16 protein-coding genes are annotated in these 17766 nt (G+C 72.3%); 3 read left to right on the top strand and 13 right to left on the bottom strand.

Annotation, left to right across the window (positions count from 1 at the left end):
* Positions 1–126: 126 nt before the first annotated feature.
* Genes C2865_RS08945 through C2865_RS08925 form a run of 5 tightly spaced genes read right to left on the bottom strand, consistent with a single transcriptional unit; the run spans position 127 to position 4696 of the window.
* Entirely contained in the window at positions 127–633 is a 507-nt protein-coding gene (locus tag C2865_RS08945) for a flavin reductase family protein (protein WP_106397889.1), read from the bottom strand.
* Positions 630–1979, bottom strand: coding sequence for an LLM class flavin-dependent oxidoreductase (locus C2865_RS08940; protein WP_106397888.1), 1350 nt, complete (start codon positions 1977–1979; stop codon positions 630–632). The genes C2865_RS08945 and C2865_RS08940 overlap by 4 nt, the downstream gene beginning before the upstream one ends.
* The gene (locus C2865_RS41365; protein ID WP_269802702.1) at positions 1976–2875 is read right to left on the bottom strand and encodes an ABC transporter permease; all 900 of its coding nucleotides are present in this window, start codon (positions 2873–2875) and stop codon (positions 1976–1978) included. The genes C2865_RS08940 and C2865_RS41365 overlap by 4 nt, the downstream gene beginning before the upstream one ends.
* Positions 2868–3689: an ABC transporter ATP-binding protein gene (locus tag C2865_RS08930; protein WP_106397887.1), complete on the bottom strand. Its 822-nt coding sequence runs from the start codon at positions 3687–3689 to the stop codon at positions 2868–2870. The genes C2865_RS41365 and C2865_RS08930 overlap by 8 nt, the downstream gene beginning before the upstream one ends.
* Positions 3686–4696, bottom strand: a complete 1011-nt coding sequence (locus C2865_RS08925; protein ID WP_106397886.1) for an ABC transporter substrate-binding protein — start codon at positions 4694–4696, stop codon at positions 3686–3688. The genes C2865_RS08930 and C2865_RS08925 overlap by 4 nt, the downstream gene beginning before the upstream one ends.
* Before the next feature lie 222 nt (positions 4697–4918).
* Between C2865_RS08925 and C2865_RS08920 the strand changes: the two genes are divergently transcribed.
* Positions 4919–5344 carry a limonene-1,2-epoxide hydrolase family protein gene (locus tag C2865_RS08920; RefSeq protein ID WP_106397885.1) on the top strand — a complete coding sequence of 142 codons (426 nt, stop codon included), beginning with the start codon at positions 4919–4921 and terminating at the stop codon, positions 5342–5344.
* Positions 5345–5399: 55 nt separating this feature from the next.
* On the opposite strand, the gene C2865_RS08915 is transcribed toward C2865_RS08920, so the two are convergent.
* From C2865_RS08915 to C2865_RS08895, 5 genes are all read right to left on the bottom strand, one after another.
* Entirely contained in the window at positions 5400–6674 is a 1275-nt protein-coding gene (locus tag C2865_RS08915; RefSeq protein WP_106397884.1) for a citrate synthase, read from the bottom strand.
* Positions 6675–6873: 199 nt separating this feature from the next.
* Positions 6874–7374: a hypothetical protein gene (locus C2865_RS08910; protein ID WP_106397883.1), complete on the bottom strand. Its 501-nt coding sequence runs from the start codon at positions 7372–7374 to the stop codon at positions 6874–6876.
* A 118-nt stretch (positions 7375–7492) separates the two neighbouring features.
* Positions 7493–8317 (bottom strand): inositol monophosphatase family protein, encoded by an 825-nt coding sequence (locus tag C2865_RS08905; RefSeq protein ID WP_198653114.1) that lies wholly within the window; start codon positions 8315–8317, stop codon positions 7493–7495.
* Between the two features lie 18 nt (positions 8318–8335).
* On the bottom strand, positions 8336–9076 hold the full coding sequence (locus C2865_RS08900) for a hypothetical protein (RefSeq protein WP_106397881.1): 741 nt from the start codon (positions 9074–9076) through the stop codon (positions 8336–8338).
* A gap of 10 nt (positions 9077–9086) precedes the next feature.
* A complete protein-coding gene (locus tag C2865_RS08895; protein WP_106397880.1) occupies positions 9087–9986 on the bottom strand; it encodes a cyclase family protein in 900 nt (299 codons plus the stop codon).
* A 56-nt stretch (positions 9987–10042) separates the two neighbouring features.
* Between C2865_RS08895 and C2865_RS08890 the strand changes: the two genes are divergently transcribed.
* Positions 10043–11110 carry a DNA glycosylase AlkZ-like family protein gene (locus C2865_RS08890; protein ID WP_106397879.1) on the top strand — a complete coding sequence of 356 codons (1068 nt, stop codon included), beginning with the start codon at positions 10043–10045 and terminating at the stop codon, positions 11108–11110.
* 10 nt (positions 11111–11120) lie between these two features.
* Here the strand turns inward: C2865_RS08890 and C2865_RS08885 are convergent, their stop codons facing one another.
* The 3 genes from C2865_RS08885 to C2865_RS08875 form a co-directional block, all read right to left on the bottom strand.
* Positions 11121–11867, bottom strand: a complete 747-nt coding sequence (locus C2865_RS08885; RefSeq protein WP_106397878.1) for a DUF4184 family protein — start codon at positions 11865–11867, stop codon at positions 11121–11123.
* An 88-nt stretch (positions 11868–11955) separates the two neighbouring features.
* Positions 11956–13173 (bottom strand): serpin family protein, encoded by a 1218-nt coding sequence (locus tag C2865_RS08880; RefSeq protein WP_106397877.1) that lies wholly within the window; start codon positions 13171–13173, stop codon positions 11956–11958.
* Positions 13174–13215: 42 nt separating this feature from the next.
* Positions 13216–15642, bottom strand: coding sequence for a LuxR family transcriptional regulator (locus C2865_RS08875; RefSeq protein ID WP_106397876.1), 2427 nt, complete (start codon positions 15640–15642; stop codon positions 13216–13218).
* A gap of 178 nt (positions 15643–15820) precedes the next feature.
* On the opposite strand from C2865_RS08875, the gene C2865_RS08870 reads away from it, so the two are divergent.
* The gene (locus tag C2865_RS08870) at positions 15821–17737 is read left to right on the top strand and encodes a PhoX family protein (RefSeq protein ID WP_106397875.1); all 1917 of its coding nucleotides are present in this window, start codon (positions 15821–15823) and stop codon (positions 17735–17737) included.
* Positions 17738–17766 lie beyond the last annotated feature (29 nt).

The following is a 17766-nucleotide window of genomic DNA, read 5'->3' as shown; positions in this document are numbered from 1 at the left end:
TCCATTGCCCTTGTGTAAACCCGGTGTTAACTCGGCGCCCCGGCGCACCCCTGTGCTGCACACCACACCCTTTGGTATAGACCACGTGATCTCCGGGGCCCGCGCGCCCCGGAGATCACGTGGTGATCAGGCGGTGAAACGCCCGAAACCACCGCGCAGGTACAACAGCGGCGGCAGGTCCGCCACCTCCGCGGCGGTCACCAGGCCGACGACCAGCGAGTGGTCGCCGATGTCCACCGTGTTCCCGCGGCGGCACACCAGCCGGGCCGCGGCGCCCTCCAGCAGGGGCACGCCCTGCTCGCCGAGGCGCCAGGCGGTGCCGGCGAACCGGTCCTCGCCCCTGCGGGCGAACCGGGCGGCGAGCTCATGCTGGCCCTCGGCCAGGACGTTGATCGCGAACCAGGGCGAACGCAGCAGCCGGGGCCCGGTGGACGTGCCGTGGGAGGCGTAGAAGGAGACCAGCGGCGGGTCCAGGCTGACCGAGGAGAACGAGGTCGCGGTCAGCCCGACCGGCTCGCCCTCGGCGGTCCCGGTGACCACCACGACTCCGGCGGCGTGCGAGCCGAGCGCGCGCCGGAACTCGCCGGGCTCGACGCCCCGGTGGGCGTCCAGGTCGACGGCGGGCCCGCTCACGCGGTCACCTCCGTGAGCCCGGCCCGTGCGAAGGAGGCGTAGCGGCTGTCCGGACGGGCCAGGCCGTAGTGCCCGCGCAGGGTGCGGCTCTCGTACTCGGTGCGGAACAGGCCCCTGGCCCGCAGGATCGGCACGACGTGGTCGACGAAGTCGTCCAGGCCTCCCGGGTAGTACGGCGGCATGACGTTGAACCCGTCGGCCGCCCCGTTCTCGAACCACTCCTGGATCTGGTCGGCGATCCGCTCGGGGGTCCCGGCGACCACGCGGTGGCCGCGGCCGCCCGCCAGCCGCCCGATGAGCCCCCGGATCGTCAGGCCCTCCCGGCGGGCCAGGCCTACGACCAGCTCGAACCGGCTCCGGTTGCCCTCGGTCGTCTCGGGCAGGCCGTCGGGCAGCGGCCCGTCCAGGGGGTGCCCGCTCAGGTCGAGACCGGTCATGTGGGAGAGCTGGGCGATCCCGTACTCGGGGTTGATCAGCTCCTGGAACTCCTCCTGCAGCCGCTCGGCCTCGGCCTCGGTGGAGCCGATGAACGGCGAGATCCCCGGCAGCACCAGGAGTTCGCCGGCACCGCGCCCGTACCGGGCCAGCCGCCCCTTGAGGTCGGCGTAGAAGGCCTTGCCCTCGGCCAGGGTCTGCTGGGCGGTGAAGACGGCCTCCGCCCAGCGCGCGGCGAACTCCTTGCCGGACTCCGACGACCCGGCCTGCACCAGCAGCGGCCTGCCCTGGGGGCCGCGCGAGATGTTCAGCGGGCCCTTGACCCGGAAGAACGGGCCCTCGTGCCCCACCTCGTGGATCTTCGCGGTGTCGGCGAAGACCCCGGAGGCGGTGTCGCGCAGCACCGAGCCGTCCTCCCAGCTGTCCCACAGCTTGACCGCGGCCTCCAGGAAGTCGTCCGCGCGGGCGTAGCGGTCGGCGTGGCCGGGCCGGTCGACGCCGAAGTTGCGGGCTTCGGCCTCGCTCGCGGAGGTGACGATGTTCCAGCCCGCCCGGCCGCCGCTGATGTGGTCGAGGGACGCGAACTTGCGGGCCAGGTTGAACGGCTCGTTGTAGGTGGTGGAGGCCGTCGCGATCAGCCCGATGTGCTCGGTGGCGGCGGCGATGGCGGCCAGCAGGGTCAGCGGCTCGAAGTGGTCGAGCGCGTTGTGGCGCACGTTCCCCGCCAGCGCCACGCCGTCGGCGAGGAAGATCGAGTCGAGTCTCCCCTCCTCCGCCTTGCGCGCGATCCGCTGGTAGTGCCCGACGTCGAGGGTGGCGGCGGGGTCGGTGCGGGGATGGCGCCAGGCCGCCTCGTGGTGCCCGACCCCCATGACGAAGGCGTTGAGGTGGAGTCTGCGCGGGGCGGTCATGCGGTGGTCCTCCAGGTCGAGAAGCGGCGCTCCAGCCGCAGCAGGAGCGCGTTGAAGGCGAGGCCGACGACCGAGATCGCGATGATCCCGGCGTACATGTCGGGGATGCGGAAGTTGAACTGGGCGTCGTTGATGAGGAAGCCGAGCCCGGCCTTGGCGCCGACCATCTCGGCGGCGACCAGGACGAGGATCGAGTAGGCGCCGGCCAGCCGGACGCCGGTGAAGATCGTCGGGACGGCGGCGGGCAGGATCACCTTCTGGAACAACCGGTACGGGGGCAGTCCCAGGGAGCGCGCCGACTTGACCAGCAGCGGGTCCACGCCCTTCACGCCCGCGATGGTGTTGAGCAGGATCGGCCAGGCGCAGGCGTAGGTGATGATCGAGATCTTGGAGGTCTCGCCGAGGCCCAGGATGAGCGTGAACACCGGCAGCAGGGCCAGCGCCGCGGTGTTGCGGAACAGCTCCAGCAGCGGGTCGAGGAAGTCGGCGACCGGCTTGTACCAGCCGAGCACCAGGCCGAGCGGGATCATGACGAGGATCGCGAGGGCGAACCCCGCCAGGGAGCGGATCAGGCTGGCCTCGGCGTGCTCCCGCAGGGCTCCGCCGGCCGCCAGTTCCTTCAGCGCGAGCAGGACCTCCGAGAACGGCGGCAGGAACACCGCGTCGACCAGCCCGAGGCGGGGCGCGGACTCCCAGAGGGCCAGGAAGAGCAGGATCGCCAGCGACCTGTGGACCCCGCGCAGCGCCGCCGCGCCCCACCGCGCCGCGGCGGACGGGCCGGAGCGCGCCCGGACCTTCGCGACCGCCTCGGCCGCGGCCTCCGGCCTCGCGTCCCGTCCGGTGCGCTCCACCGGTTCGGTCTGATCGGCCGTCCCGGCCAGTGCCACGTCAGCCACCGGTGCCCACCGCCTCGCGCTCGTTCGCCTGCGCCGCGGCGACCTCGTCGCGCAGCCGTGTCCAGATGTGGTGCCGGTACTGCCCGAACCGGGGGTCGGCCCGCAGGTCGCCCTCCCGGGAGTCGAACCCGATGTCGACGATCTCCTTGATCCGGCCGGGCCGTGAGGTCATGATCGCGACCCGCTGCCCCAGGTAGACGGCCTCGTCGATGCCGTGGGTGATGAACACGACGGTCTTGCCGGTGCGCTCCCAGATGCCGAGCAGCTCCTCCTGGAGCGACTCGCGGGTCTGGGCGTCCAGGGCGGCGAACGGCTCGTCCATGAGCAGGACCTCGGGGTCGAACGCCAGCGACCTGGCGATCGCGACGCGCTGCCGCATGCCGCCGGACAGCTCGTGCGGGTAGCGGTCCGCGAAACCGGTCAGGCCGACCAGGTCGAGGAACTCCCCGGCGCGTTCCCGGCGTTCGCGCCTGCCGGCGCCCTTGGCCTCCAGGCCGAACTCGATGTTGCCGCGGGCGGTGCGCCACGGGAAGAGCGCGTACTGCTGGAAGACGACGCCGCGGTCGAGGCCCGGTCCGGTGATCTCCTCGCCGTCCAGCAGGATCCGCCCGGAGGCGGGCCTGGTGAGCCCGGCGATCAGGTCGAGCAGGGTGGACTTGCCGCAGCCGGACGGCCCGACGAGGGTGAGGAACTCCCCCTCCCGCACGTCCAGGTCGATGCCGGCGACCGCGGTGAACTCGGTGGACCGCCCCAGATTGGCGGCCCGCACGCTGAAAGTCTTGGTGACTCCCCGAAGGCTGATCTTCGCCGTCACTTCGCCGGCTCCTTGCTCTGGTTGAACTCGTTGGTGAAGACGTCGGCCGGCTTGATCCCGGGCTCGACCTCGCCCTCCCGGGCGAGCCAGTCGATCCAGGTGCCGAACTCCCCGTCCGCGATCCGGCCGCCCTGCGAGGAGACCCCGTAGCCCTTGAAGTACTTCAGGGAGCTGCTGTCCTCGTTGCGGCCGCGCTTGCTCACGATCTCCTCGAACCTGGCCAGGACGGCCTTCCTGGGCTGCGTCCTGACCCAGTCCAGGGCCTGGCCGACACCGGTCACCAGGGTCCTGGCCGCCTCGGGGTTCTTCTCGACGAAGTCGTTCCGCAGCACGTAGCTGCCGGCGTTGAACTCGCCGCCGAGCAGCTCGACGTCGTTGAAGAGCTCCTCGACGCCGCCGCGCTCCAGCGCCTTCTCCTTGAGGACGCCGTTGAGCGAGGCCACGTCGACCTGCCCCTGACGCAGCGACTGCTCGGCGTTGACGGGCGGGACGACGACGAGCTCGACCTGCTCGATCTCCTCCGGGGTCAGCCCGCCGCGCTGGAGGTACTCCTTGATCACCGCCTCGAGGTGGGCGCCGAGGGTGTTGACGGCGATCTTCTTGCCGATGAGGTCCCGGGGCCCCTTGATCGGGCTGTCCTCCAGGGTCCAGAAGCCGATGGCGGTCTCCGCGTCGCTCCCGTAGTAGCTGATCACCGCCCTGATCGGCGACCCGGCCGCGACGAGCTTGACGATCGCGCCGTTGAAGGCGCCGCCGATCTCGGTCTGGCCGGTGGCCACGGACTGGATGTCCTGCGGCCCGCTGATGGTGTTGCCGATCCACTCGAGTTCGATGCCGGGCAGGTGGCCGAGCTCTCCGGCCAGCTCGATGGGGGTGACCCCGCCCACCTGGCCCTGGTAGCGCACCGTGGTGGTGCCGTCGGCGTTCTCCCGCGGGCCGGTCCCGCAGGCGCCGAGCACGATCGTCAGCAGGAGGGCGGCGCAGGCGAGGGGTTTCGATCTGGTCATGGGTCTTTCCCTTGAACGGACTTCGGGGGTCGTCGTGGAAGTTCGTCCTCACCGACACTGCGCGCTGGAGACGCGTCCGAAGTCCACGTGGAACCTCCGGGTCAACCACCGTGAAGGGCTCATGTCCCCACTGAAACAGGCCGATCCCCTCTAGTCAATAATTCCTACCTGATTAATCGACTTTTAGGATGCGCCTCACACTCGACACGAGGGAGCACCCGGATGGCGGACGAGAACGTGAAGGTGGTCAGGGATTTCCTGGCCGCGCTGGAGGACCTGGACCTGGCCGCGGCGGGGGAGTTCCTCGCGCCGGGCGTCCTCTACCAGAACGTCCCGCTGCCGCCGGCCCGCGGCAAGGCGGCGACGTTGCGGACCCTGAAGCTGATGCTGCGGTACGGCACCGGCTTCGAGGCGCGGATCCACGAGGTCTCCGCCGACGGCGACACCGTGCTGACCGTGCGGACGGACGCGCTGGAACGCGGCAGGTGGCGTGCGGAGTTCTGGGTGTGCGGGACCTTCCGGGTCCGCGACGGCAAGATCGTCCTGTGGCGCGACTACTTCGACTGGACGACGCTGCTGTGGGCGGGCCTGCGCGGGCTCGGCGGGCTGCTGCGGTCCCGCCCGGCGGGCGGGACCGTGCGCGCCTGAGCCCGGACGCGCCGAAGGCCCGCCCCCGCCGGGGGAGCGGGCCTTCGGCCGCGGGTCACTTCGCCGGGTAGTGCCGCTCGGTCGCGCCGGTGTACACCTGGCGCGGGCGGCCGATCTTGGTCGCCGGGTCGTTGATCATCTCGCGCCACTGGGCGATCCAGCCGGGGAGCCGGCCGAGGGCGAACAGCACGGTGAAGGAGTTCACCGGGAAGCCCAGCGCCTTGTAGATCACGCCGGTGTAGAAGTCGACGTTGGGGTAGAGCTTGCGCTGCACGAAGTAGTCGTCGGCGAGGGCGACCTCCTCCAGCTGCATGGCCAGGTCGAGCAGCGGGTCCTTGACGCCCAGGGTGTCCAGGACCTTGCGGGTCGCCTTCTTCACGACGGCGGCGCGCGGGTCGTAGTTGCGGTAGACGCGGTGCCCGAAGCCCATGAGCTTCACGCCGTCTTCCTTGTTCTTGACCTTGTTCACGAAGGACTTGACGTCGCCGCCGTCCTGGTGGATGCGCTCCAGCATCTCCAGCACCGCCTGGTTGGCGCCGCCGTGCAGCGGGCCCCACAGGGCGCTGATGCCCGCGGACACCGAGGAGAACAGGTTGGCGTGGGAGGAGCCGACGAGCCGCACGGTCGAGGTCGAGCAGTTCTGCTCGTGGTCGGCGTGCAGGATGAACAGCATGTCGAGGATCTTGGCGATCTCCGGGTCCACCTCGTACGGCTGGGTGGGCAGCCCGAAGTTCATCCGCAGGAAGTTCTCGACGTAGCCGAGCGAGTTGTCCGGGTACGGCAGCGGCTGCCCCACGGACGACTTGTAGGCGTAGGCGGCGATGGTCGGGAGCTTGGCCATCAGGCGGATCGTGGCGGTGTCGACCTGCTCGGGGTCGAACGGGTCGAGGCTGTCGGGGTAGTAGGTGGCCAGCGCGCTGACCGCCGAGGACGCGACCGCCATCGGGTGGGCCGAGCTGGGGAAGCCGGAGAAGAAGGAGCGGAAGCCCTCGTGCAGCAGGGTGTGCTCGCGGATCCGGTCCTCGAAGCCGGCCAGCTGCTCGGGGGTGGGCAGCTCGCCGTGGATCAGCAGCCAGGAGACCTCGAGGAAGGAGGACTTCTCGGCCAGCTCCTCGATCGGATAGCCCCGGTAGCGCAGGATGCCGGCATCGCCGTCGATGTAGGTGACGGCGGACGCGCAGGAGGCGGTGTTCACGAAACCGGGGTCGAGGGTGACGTACCCGGTCTCGCTCAGGAGTTTGCTGATGCCCAGGCCTCCGGAGCCCTCGGTGGCCTCGGTCACCTCGAGGGGCAGTCTCCCGCCTTTGTGGTCAAGCCCGAAATCGGCCATTGTTCTCCCGCTCTCCCATGAATACGTCGGTGTCCGTCTGGTCGGACCCGTCCTGCTGGCTTTCCAGTCTGCCGCGTGGGTGGACGCGGACACACCGGTGGCACCTCTGCGGAAGCGTAAACGCCCGCTCCCTAAGGCTTGGCACGGGGGTTGCGTGACCTAGTTCACAGAATCGTCATACAAAGGCCGTGCAAAGGAGTCAGAAGGCGGCGCCGCGCCGGGGCCTGGCCGCGAGGAAGGCCAGCAGGAGCTCGCGGGCGAGCGCCGTCCCCGCCTCGCGCTGCTCCTCGGTGCAGGTGTCGGGCAGGCGGCCGTGCTCGGCGTTGCGGCGCAGCAGCATCTTCAGGTCGTCCTCGGCGATCGCGGCCGAGCAGGCGGCGCAGACCGACCAGGGCGAGGAGTAGTCGAAGGTGCGGTCGCCCAGCCGCAGCCGGACCGGGCGGGCGGGGTCCAGGACCCAGGTGTTGACGAACCCCTCGGGGCGCGGGGCGGCGATGCCGCAGCAGTCGCAGTGCCGCCAGGCCTGGTCGGAGCGGTCGTCCGGGTCGGCCAGGGCGGGCAGCGGGTCGTGGTCCCAGGTCCCCGCGGGGGTGCGCGGGTGCTCGTAGAGCAGGTCGGACAGCTCGCCGTCCACCCAGGTCTCGGTGAAGTCCAGCGGCGCGCTGCACTCCAGGCAGACCATGCGGATGGTGGTTTCCATGGCGGGACCCCCTTCAAGGCCAACAGTTATGGCACCGATGACCTGGCGACAGTTACCCACTGTGCAACCCTGGACATCTCCTGACTATTCCCTGACTTTAGTCAGGGAGGACCCGGGGTCAAGCCGGTCCCTCCTTTGCCTCGACGCGCATCGCCGCGTGGACGGCGAGCGCGGTGGCGGCGTCCGGGGCGCTCACGAAGGGCAGGCTGTTGCCCCCGGAGAGCCGGAAGGGGGTGCCGTCGGCGGTGAGCGAGACGCCGCCCGCCTCGGCGTGCAGCAGGATGCCGGCGGCGTGGTCCCAGGGGAACTCCCAGCCGAGGATCATGGCCGACCTGCGGCCCGCGGCCAGCTCCACGTACTCCAGGCCCGAGGTGTCGAAGTAGGCCAGGGACACCCGCTCACGGGCCAGCGCGTGGTGCTGGGCCCGGTGCTCGGGCGACCACCAGCGGGGCTGCGAGGTGACGATGTCCAGCTCCCGCAGCCCGCCCTCGCGGGCCCGCACCCGCACCGGGCGGCCGTCCACGCGGGCGCCGCCGCCCTTGACCGCGGTGGCGTGGACGTCCAGGGCGGGGGCGTGCGTCCAGGAGGCCAGCAGCTCCCCGGCCTGCGCCAGGGCGACCAGGGTGGTGAAGCGGGGGCTGCCGTCGACGAAGTTCTGGGTGCCGTCGATGGGGTCGACGATCCACACCGGGTCGGGCCCGTCCAGCAGGGCCAGCACGCCGGGATCGGCGGCGACGGCCTCCTCGCCCACCACCACCGAGCCGGGCAGCAGCGCGCCCAGCCGTTCGGCCAGGGCTTCCTCGGCGGCCCGGTCGGCGACGGTCACCAGGTCGCCCGGGGACTTCTCCATGATGTCGGCGACGGCCAGCGCCCCGAACCTGGGCAGCACCTCGCGTTCGGCGACCTCTCGGACGATGGCGGAGACCTCTGCGACGTCGATCACCAGCCCAGATTTTCACACTCAGGGCAGCAGCGACAGCCGGTGTCTCGCCAGGAGGAGCAGCGCGTGGAAGGGGCCGGTCAGCTCCGCGCTCGGCACCTCCGCCAGTTCGGTGAAGGCCTGGTGCAGGGTGGTGGAGGCCAGCGGCAGCGGCAGCGCGGCCACCACGACCTCGCCCTCCTCCAGGACGCGGCGCAGTTCCGAGCGCATGCCGAGCATGTCGCCGACCGCCACGATCTGGACGGGCAGGCCGCCCGAGAGGGTGACCGACAGCCCGTGGTGGCCGCCCCCGTCCGGGTAGCGGTACTCCACCAGGTACTGGGTGCGGTCCAGGGTGCCGTCCTGGATGGTGCAGGCGTCCACGGCGACGGCCGTGCCCAGGCGCTCCAGCCAGGCGGGCGGTTCGGGCAGCAGCGGGCCGCGCAGGTCGGCGGCGGCCTTGGCGGCGGCCGCCCGGTGGTCCTCGGGCCCCACCGCAGCCGTCGCCGCCAGGAATGCGTGGGCTCCGGGCGTCCCGGCCCGGCGCAGCACCTTGATCAGGTCGCTGTGCGCCTTGTCCAGCGCGGTGCGGTCGGGGGCCGCCGCGCCCAGCTCGCCGAGCTGGGCCGACAGCCACAGCTCCGCGCTCAGCGCGTCGGGCTGGGTGAGCAGCTCGGCCCCGGCGCGGACGTACAGGTCGTACAGGGGTACCAGGCCGGGCAGGGCCAGCCGGGGCGGTCCGGGGACGACGCGGAACAGGTCGCCGGGGTCTTGGGTGCTCATGCACCCAAGGCTACTCTTCGGTAACGATCGCGTACGCCCGCACCGGGAAGGTCCCGACCCCGGTGATCCTCGGCGGCGCGGCGTGGAACCGGAAGCCCCGGGGCGGCAGGGCCTCCAGGCCCGTCATGTGCTCGACGACCGGGATCCCGGCGGCCAGCAGCCGGGTGTGCACCGGCCGCTCCCCGCCCGCGGTGCCGTCCACGTTCTGGGAGTCGATGCCGAGCGCCGCGGCGCCCTGCTCGACCAGGAACTCCGCCGCCCCCTCGGTGAGGTGCGGGTGGCCGGACAGGTAGCGCTCGGTGCCCCAGTGCCGTGACCAGCCGGTGTGCACGAGCACCGCGCGGCCCCGCACGTCCAGGGGGAGCAGCAGCTCGCGGGTGATCACCGCCAGCCCCTCGGCCCGCACGACCAGGCCCTCCAGGTCCGCCAGCGACTCCAGGGGCACCCCCGCCAGGTCCGTCCCGTCCTCGTAGCGGTGCAGCGGGGCGTCCACGTAGGTGCCGGTGTTGCCCACCATCGAGATGCTCGCGAAGTGGAACTCGGTGCCCGGCGCGTACCGCTCGCGGGACTGCGCGTGGGTCTCGTGGGGGGCGATCCTCGGGGCGGGCAGGCCCGGCACGGTGACCATGCCGTCCCGCAGGGTGTGCGAGAGCTCGACCAGCCGCCGGGCGCGGGGCCCGGACTCCGCCCCGCGCGAGCCCTTGTGCGCCTCGCGGATCAGCGTCTTCGCGGAGATCTCCACCTCGCCGACCATGAGCAGTCCCAGGTGGCGGACGAGCAGCTCCGCCAGTGCCTCATCCGTGATGTCCGTGCCGGGGACGTCCAGCCGGAACTCCCGGACCCGCAGGTCTCCTCCGTTCGCGAACCGGACTTCCGCGTCGAACTGCACCCGCCACTGCTCATCGCTCATGCCGCGCATTCTCCCGGCACCGGGGAACGTCGGTCCATCTGATTATCGTGGGGCCGATGAGCATCGATGTGTCCCGTGACCGGGTCCTGGCCTACCGGGTGGCGGCGCACGGCCTCGACCGGACGTCCGCAGATCCGGCGGTGCTGGATCTGGGCGTGCAGAACACGCCCTACGGCTCCGCGCGGCAGGCGCTGGCGGCGCGCGGCACCGCCGAGGCGGGGACGGCGCTGGTGTGGAGCGTGCGGGGAGCCCCGCACCTGCACCGGCGCGCCGATCTGGGCCGGCTGGCCGCGGCGTTGTGGCCGCTGTCGGACGCCGACGCCACCGCCCGGATCACCAATCCGCTGATCAAGGAGGGCGCGAAGCTGGGCCTGGAGGCGTTCCGGCGCACCGCGGAGGCCTTCCGCCGGGTGCTCACCGGGCCGATGGGCAAGGGCGAGGTCAGCACGGCCGTCAGCGCGCTGGTGCCCGAGTCGCTCACGTACTTCTGCCAGAGCTGCGACGCCGTGCACGTCTCCGGCGGCCTCTTCCAGCACGCGGGGCTCTTCGGCGGGGTCGAGGTGCGGCCCGAGGGCCGGAGCACCGTGCTGGCCCCGCTGCCCGACCCCGTGCCGCCGCCCGAGACGGCCGAGGGCACGGCGGAGTACGTGCGCACGTTCCTGCGCCTGCTCGGTCCCGCCACCCCGGCCGAGGCCGCCAGGTTCCTCGGCACCACGGCAACCGCGCTGAAACCGGCCTGGCCGGACGGCCTCGCCGAGGTGCACGTCGCAGGGAAGCGGGCCTGGTTCCCCGCGGACTCCGTGGACGCCCTGCTGTCCGCCGCTCCCCCGCCGGGCCTGCTGCGCCTGCTGCCGCCGGGCGACCCGTACCTGCAGACGCGAGACCGTCCGATGCTCGTTCCCGAGAAGGCGCGCGAGAAGCAGGTCTGGCGCACTCTCGGCAGTCCCGGCGCGGTCCTCCTGGGCGGAGAGCTCGCCGGAACCTGGCGCACCAGGCTCCAGGGCAAGCGGCTCGACCTCACCGTGACCGCCTTCGAACCCCTGCCCGAGCACCTCCTCGCCGAGGAGGCCGAGCGCCTCGCCGCCCTGCGCGGCGCCGGGGAGGTCCGGCTGCTCCGGGAATGACCCGGGCCGGTCAGGAGGCTCGGGTCCTCCTGCCCAGGGGTCTCACCGCCCGGTAGAGCAGCGAGTACAGCAGCGCCCAGCAGCCCAGCATCACCATCGAGTCCGTCACGGCGTACCTGAGGCGGAAGTACGGGCTCGACGGGACCCGCACGAACTCGGCCACGGCCAGACCCGCGCCCACGGCACCCACCGCGGCGAGCAGCACCGCCGTCCGCGCCCGGGCGGAGAGGCCCGGGGACGGGACGGCGGGCGCCCGCCGCAGCCACCACAGCAGCCAGACGAGGACCGCGAGGGCGCCGCCCACGCCCGACCCGTACTGGGCCCAGCGGTAGAAGGCCATCCCGTTCACCATCGTGGTCAGCTCGGGGAAGGCCTGGACGGCGGGTCCGGTGAGGTGGGTGAAGGCGTCCCACACCACGTGGGTGGCGGTGCCCAGCAGGACCGACGGCACCGCCGCCCCCAGGGCCCGCCGCCGGCTCGGCCCGTCCGCCACCGGGGTCAGCCTGTCCCGCAGGAACCGGGGGGACAGCGCCAGCAGCGGCCGTTTCAGCAGCAGGTGGAAGACCGCCAGCAGCACCAGCCCCATGCCCAGGTCCCAGGTCACCATGCCGAGGAGGCTGTGGGTGGTGGGCCGGTCGAGCACGGGGACGAAGAGCGGCACGTCCGGCACGGTCGCCCCCACGACCAGGCCCGACGGCAGGAGGAAGCGGGACCGCAGCGGGAGGACCGCCGCGATGTGGCTCAGCGTGAAGGGCATCGGTCCCCCGTCCGGGTCGAAGAACCGCCGTGGCGCGGGATCTCGTTCATATACGCGTTCTCCACACGGCCCGTCCCGGGTTCACGCCTCATTTCCGGGAGGGGTCCGCGACCCGGGCGAGGAAGAGGGGCTCTCCGGTGGACAGGTCCTGGAGGAGCAGGAGGTAGGGACGGTCGAAGGCCACCCGGGGCAGTTCCTCCGGGGCCGACGACTTCACCTCCATCTCGACCGAGGTCGCGGCGGCCGCCTCGGTGCCCTTCTCGTCCACCCTGAGCTTCGCGGCGTGGCGAACGGCGGAGATGCGGTCGGTGCTCGGGGAGATGCCGGTGAAGTCTGCCTTGTCGGAGAAGGCGGTGGTCATCCCGAGGCCCTGGAGGAGGGGGCCGACCTCCTGCCCGGTCTCCAGGTCGACCTTGGGCAGGGACACCTCCAGGCGTGTCCCCGCCGCCTCGGAGCCGAAGGACTCGACGGTCCCGGCATCGATCTCCGGGCACTCCCGGCCGTCCCCGTCGGGCAGCAGCGCGAGCATGCCGAGCCTGCCGCCCGCGTACGGCAGCCGCACACCGGTCCAGCCTCCGTGGCGGGCGTAGCCGAAGTCGCCGGTGCCGTTCATGAACTCCGCGTCGGCCCGGCCCCCCGCGGCGGTGCTGAAGGCCCCGGTGGCGGTCTTGTCCGGCTCGAACTCCTGCGCCCATTCGGCCTTGAGGTGGATGGCGTCGGTGAGCACCCAGCCGACGCCGTCCAGCGCGCCCTCGGGGAGCAGATCCTTGATCATTCCTTCGGTGTCGTCGCTGATGGCGTCGTTGACGGCCTTGCGGGACCCCTCCGGGTCGGTCGCCAGCGGCAGCAGCTTCAGGCCCGCCCCGTAACCCGTCGCCACCCGGTCGAGGTAGTCCTGCTCGGCCTTCAGGCCCTCGTCCGCCCACACCTGGTCGCTGGTGCGCACCTCCTTCAGGCCGCGCAGCACGTCGGAACGTGCCTTCAGCCCGCCCAGCGGGTCCTTCGGCCAGCCCAGAACCGCGGCCATCTCGGCCGCGGTCTCCCCCTCGGCGCCCAGCGCCGCCATGCCCAGGCCCCCGGCCAGGCTCGACGGCGAGAACACCACGTTGGCCTTCGGATCCCGCGCGCACCAGGCGTCCAGCATCCGCAACCCGAACCGGAGCTCACCCGCGATGACGGGGCGGGCCTCGCCGGGGGGCACGTCCAGCACCCGGCCCCGCACCTCGGACGCCTCCGCGCCCGTCCCGCACGCGCTGCCGCAGACCGCCAGGGCCAGCAGCGTCGCCGTCCATCTCCAGATCTTCATGTCCTGTAGACGGGCGCTCCCGGATTCCGCGTTGCACCCGGTTCAGAGGTCCAGTGAGGCCAGGCCGCCCCTGCCGGAGACGGCGAGCTTCGGATACGCCCGGTACAGGTGGCGGGCGACGGTCCGGGGGCTGAGGAGGAGCCGGACCGCGATGTCCCGGTCGGACAGGCCCCGGGCCGCCATCCTGCAGACGCGCAGCTCACGCGGCGCCAGGAGCGCGGCGGGCGGGAGTTCCGGCCGCGGCACGGCGAGCCCGGCGGATTCCAGGGCCGTGCGGGCACGGGCCGACCAAGGCGCGGCTCGCACCCCCTCGAACGTCTCCAGCGCCCGTCCGAGGTGCTCGCCTCCCTGTGCCTCGCGGCCCTCTCCGCACAGCCATTCGCCGTAGAGCAGCTCCGTGCGGGCCCGTTCGAACGGGCGGGCCTGCGGGACCAGGGCTCCGGCGTAGTACTTGCCCTCTCCCGTCATCAGCGCCCCGCAGCGGTGGACCAGCGGCCACGCCCAGGGCACGTAGTACCGCTCACGCCACCGGACGAAGGCGGTGTAGGGCCGGGCGGCCGTCTCGGGAGAGCCGGCCCGCACGGCCGCCTCCACCAGATCCGGGATGCTGCGCACCGCGCAGACGTGGTGGGCGAACGGCTTCTCCTGCAGGACGGCGAGGTGCTCCAAGGCCGCCTCCGCCCGGCCCAGACCGAGTTCGAGCAGCCCCAGCGCCCAGTACGTCCAGGCCTGCCCTGCGGCGGTGGAGCCCGGAGCGGAGGCGTCCCGTGCGCCCTCGACCAGCTCCCTGCACTCCTTCTCCCTGCCCTCCACCGCGGCCAGGACCGCCCGGACGGACAGGATCCTGCTGCTCCACAGCGGATCACCGGCGTCCCGCGCCACCCGGGGCGCGTCCTCCAGGATCGCCGCGGCGTCCAGATGCCTGCCCAGGAAGAACTCCGCCACCGCCAGGAAGAAGAACGACGCGGCGGGCGGCCCGATCGGATCCCGCGCGCACAGCTGGTCGGTGGCGCGGGTCATGGCCTCCCGGACCGGCAGGTCGTATCCGGCGGTGAGCGCGGGCCCGCACATCCGGATCAGGCCGAGCGGCTCGCCTTCGACGAGGGAGTCCGCGAAGGCGGGGATCCTCTTGCCCGTGATGTTCGCCTGCTGCTCGGCCACCGGGTCCTCCAGCGGCTCCAGGCGTCCGGCGACCGCGCGCAGCTCGGGCTCGTCCAGGTGCCAGGCGCTGTGGAAGGCGTGGACGAGCATGCGGTCCGGCGGCACGGAGCCCTGGCCTGCGAACTCGGTGCAGCGTTCGTACGCGGTCCGGAAGTCGCCCAGCCGGTGCCGGGCCCGTCCTTCTGCCCAGGCCGCACGGGTGCGGAAACGCGGGTCGCTCCGCAGCCTCGCGGCGGCTTCCGCCTGTTCGGCGGCCCGCTCCGGCCGTCCCGCCGCCAGCGCCCGCTCCGCCGCCAGCAGCAGCCTGCGCGCCCGGCCCGGCTCCGTCTCGCTCAGCTCGGCGGCCCGCGCGTAGGCGAGGGACGCCGCCCAGTGCCCGTCGCGGTTCCTCGCCCGCTCTGCGACGTCCTCCAGCCCGATCGCGAGCTCCTCGGCGGGCTCCGTGGCGGCCGCGGCCCGGTGCCAGGCCCTGCGGTCGGCGTTCTCCGGTCCGTCGAGCACTCCCGCCAGCGCCCGGTGCGCCGCCGCCCGCCGCTCCGGGGAGGCCTCCTCGTGGACGGCGGCCCGCACCGACGGCCGGGGGAAACGCACCTCCCCCGTCGTGATCTCGATCAGCCCGGCCTCTACGGCGGGCGCGAGCACGTCCTCCTCGGCTCCCGCCGCGCGCACCACGACGTCCAGGTTCCCCGTGGCCTCGACCGCGGCGATCAGCAGCATCTCGCGTGCCGCCTCCGGCAGTCCCGCCGCCTTCTCCCGGAAGGCGTGCCCGCCGTGGGACACGGGCTCCTCCAGACGCAGCTCCGGCAGGCCGTGACCGGCCAGAGCGCCCTCCCGTACGGCGAACAGCAGCACCACGCCCTCGGTCACCAGCCCGCGCGCCACCCGCAGCAGCACCTCCGCCGAAGCCTGGTCCAGCCACTGCGCGTCGTCGACGAGGCACAGCAGCGGCTCGTCCTCGGCCAGCTCCGCCAGCAGCGCCAGGACCGCCGTCACCAGGGAGGAGCGCTGTTCTCCGACCGTCCTGCCCAGTGCCTTCTCCAGCGCCCGGCGCGGCGGCGCGGGCAGCCCGCCGAGCCGGTCCCGTACCGGCAGGACCAGCCTGCCCAGTCCCGTGAACGGCAGCTCCGGCTCGAACTCCACCCCGTGGGCGCGCACCGCGCGGACGTTCCGGGCGGCGGCCCGCTCCAGCAGCGCGGTCTTGCCCGTCCCCGGCCCTCCCCGCAGGACCAGCGCGGAGCCCGCCCCGCGTCCGGCCGCGTCCAGCAGCTCCTCGATGCGCTCGCGCGCCGTGTCCCACCCGTGCGACATGGGAGGGACGCTACACAGCACTCTCTGACAAAGAGGTTTTTCCGGTGATCCAGGACATCCGCGACAGGGGTGACCCGGCGCTTCCCCCGTCGTTCACCCGGCTTTTCCTGCTCGGACATCTCACCCCAGCAAGCTCGCGGGTAACCCACCAGGAACTTGTGAAACACGAGGTTGCCCCATGACCCGCGTCAACGCCGACGTCGACCCGGACGACATCCCGTCGAACCCCTCCGCCAACCGGCACATCCAGGACGTCATGTCCCGCCGCGCGATCATCAAGGGCGGCACCGTCGTCGCCGCCGCGGGCTTCCTGACGACGGGCCTCGCCTCCTCCGCCGTCGCGTACGGCCGCCCCGACAAGCCGGGCAGGCCCGGTAAGCCCGGTAAGGAGCTGCTCGGTTTCGAGGCGGTGCCCCCCGGCACCGACGACGCCATCGTGGTCCCCGCCGGGTACACCGCCCAGGTGCTCATCCCCTGGGGCACCCCGCTGAACTCGCGCGGCCCCGCCTGGAAGAAGGACGCCTCCAACACCGCCGCCGACCAGGAGCGCCAGATCGGCTCCAACCACGACGGCATGCACCTGTTCCCGCTGAGCAAGGACTCCGGCCTGCTCGCGGTGAACCACGAGTACGTCGACACCCAGGGCCTCTACACCGAGGGCGACGAGGTCGTCACCAAGGAGAAGGTGGACAAGGCTCTCGCCGCGCACGGCGTCAGCATCATGAAGATCCGCCGGAACCGGGAGAACGGCGCGTGGGAGCACGTCGACTCCCCCTTCAACCGCCGCGTCACCGGCTCCACCCCCGTGAAGTTCTCCGGCCCGGTGACGCTCGAGAACGACGCCCTGAAGTCGAACAACGCCCCGCAGGGCACCCTGAACAACTGCTCCAGCGGGTACACCCCGTGGGGCACCTACGTCACCTGCGAGGAGAACTGGAACGGCTACTTCGGCACCGAGGACGCCTCCTGGACCCCGGACGCCGAGGAGAAGCGCTACGGCGTGGCCGCCACCGGCACCCCCTACCGCTGGCACGAGGCCGACGAGCGGTTCGACCTGGCCAAGAACCGCAAGGAGGTCAACCGGTTCGGGTGGATCGTGGAGATCAACCCGTTCGCCCCCAGGTCCGCGCCGGTCAAGCGCACCGCCCTGGGCCGCTTCAAGCACGAGGGCGCGACCGTCACCGAGTCCAGGGGCCGCGTCGTCGTCTACTCCGGTGACGACCAGGACGGCGAGTACGTCTACAAGTTCGTCGGCGACGGCCGCTGGCGCGACCGGCTCCGGCGCGGCCAGAGCCCCCTGGACCACGGCACCCTGTACGTGGCGAAGTTCGACGACAACGGGTCGGGCGTGTGGCTGCCGCTCGTCTTCGGGCAGGGCGCGCTGACCAGGGCCAACGGCTGGAAGGACCAGGCCGACGTCCTCATCCGCACCCGCACCGCCGCCGACGCCGTCGGCGCCACCCGGCTGGACCGCCCCGAGTGGGTCGCGGTCGACCCGAAGAACAAGGACGTCTTCCTCACCCTGACCAACGGCTCCGGCAACGGCGGCGCGGCCGGCCCGCGCAAGCCCAACCCCTACGGCCACATCCTGCGCTGGGCCGAGAAGGGCGGCGACAACACCGCGCTGTCCTTCAAGTGGGAGGTCTTCATCCTCTCCGGCGACCCCGCCTACGACAAGACCGTCGAGCTCGGCGCGGAGGCCATCCACGGCTCACCCGACGGCATCGGCTTCGACGAGGACGGCCGTCTGTGGATCCAGACGGACATCTCCAACTCCTCGCAGAACCTCCCCGCCAAGGGCTACGACAACATCGGCAACAACATGCTGCTGGCCTGCGACCCGAAGACCAGGGAGATCAAGCGCTTCCTCGTCGGCCCCCGCGGCTCCGAGGTCACCGGCCTGACCTTCTCCGCCGACGGCCGCTCCCTGTTCGTCAACATCCAGCACCCGGGCGAGTCCACCACCGCCTGGGGCTCCCCCACCGTGGAGAACCCCCGCGTGGTGTCCAACTGGCCCGACTTCGACCCGGCAGGACGCCCCCGCTCGGCCACCGTCGTCGTCACCAAGAAGGACGGCGGCAGGATCGGCACTTGATGAGGTGGCCCCGGGTCCCATTAGGCTGC

The sequence above is a fragment of the Actinocorallia populi genome, assembly GCF_002995495.1.
GTDB lineage: Bacteria > Actinomycetota > Actinomycetes > Streptosporangiales > Streptosporangiaceae > Actinocorallia > Actinocorallia populi.
Note: the sequence above shows the minus strand (reverse complement) of the source record. Positions and strands in the feature narration are given on the sequence as shown.

What these genes read in the sequence shown, in the direction of transcription:
- C2865_RS08880 (WP_106397877.1), bottom strand. Translation starts at nt 13,173, where the DNA reads ATGAAGATCTGGAGATGGACGGCGACGCTGCTGGCCCTGGCGGTCTGC.
- C2865_RS08915 (WP_106397884.1), bottom strand. Translation starts at nt 6,674, where the DNA reads ATGGCCGATTTCGGGCTTGACCACAAAGGCGGGAGACTGCCCCTCGAG.
- C2865_RS08890 (WP_106397879.1), top strand. Translation starts at nt 10,043, where the DNA reads ATGAGCATCGATGTGTCCCGTGACCGGGTCCTGGCCTACCGGGTGGCG.
- C2865_RS08875 (WP_106397876.1), bottom strand. Translation starts at nt 15,642, where the DNA reads ATGTCGCACGGGTGGGACACGGCGCGCGAGCGCATCGAGGAGCTGCTG.
- C2865_RS08910 (WP_106397883.1), bottom strand. Translation starts at nt 7,374, where the DNA reads ATGGAAACCACCATCCGCATGGTCTGCCTGGAGTGCAGCGCGCCGCTG.
- C2865_RS08885 (WP_106397878.1), bottom strand. Translation starts at nt 11,867, where the DNA reads ATGCCCTTCACGCTGAGCCACATCGCGGCGGTCCTCCCGCTGCGGTCC.
- C2865_RS08940 (WP_106397888.1), bottom strand. Translation starts at nt 1,979, where the DNA reads ATGACCGCCCCGCGCAGACTCCACCTCAACGCCTTCGTCATGGGGGTC.
- C2865_RS08925 (WP_106397886.1), bottom strand. Translation starts at nt 4,696, where the DNA reads ATGACCAGATCGAAACCCCTCGCCTGCGCCGCCCTCCTGCTGACGATC.
- C2865_RS08900 (WP_106397881.1), bottom strand. Translation starts at nt 9,076, where the DNA reads ATGAGCACCCAAGACCCCGGCGACCTGTTCCGCGTCGTCCCCGGACCG.
- C2865_RS08920 (WP_106397885.1), top strand. Translation starts at nt 4,919, where the DNA reads ATGGCGGACGAGAACGTGAAGGTGGTCAGGGATTTCCTGGCCGCGCTG.
- C2865_RS08895 (WP_106397880.1), bottom strand. Translation starts at nt 9,986, where the DNA reads ATGAGCGATGAGCAGTGGCGGGTGCAGTTCGACGCGGAAGTCCGGTTC.
- C2865_RS08870 (WP_106397875.1), top strand. Translation starts at nt 15,821, where the DNA reads ATGACCCGCGTCAACGCCGACGTCGACCCGGACGACATCCCGTCGAAC.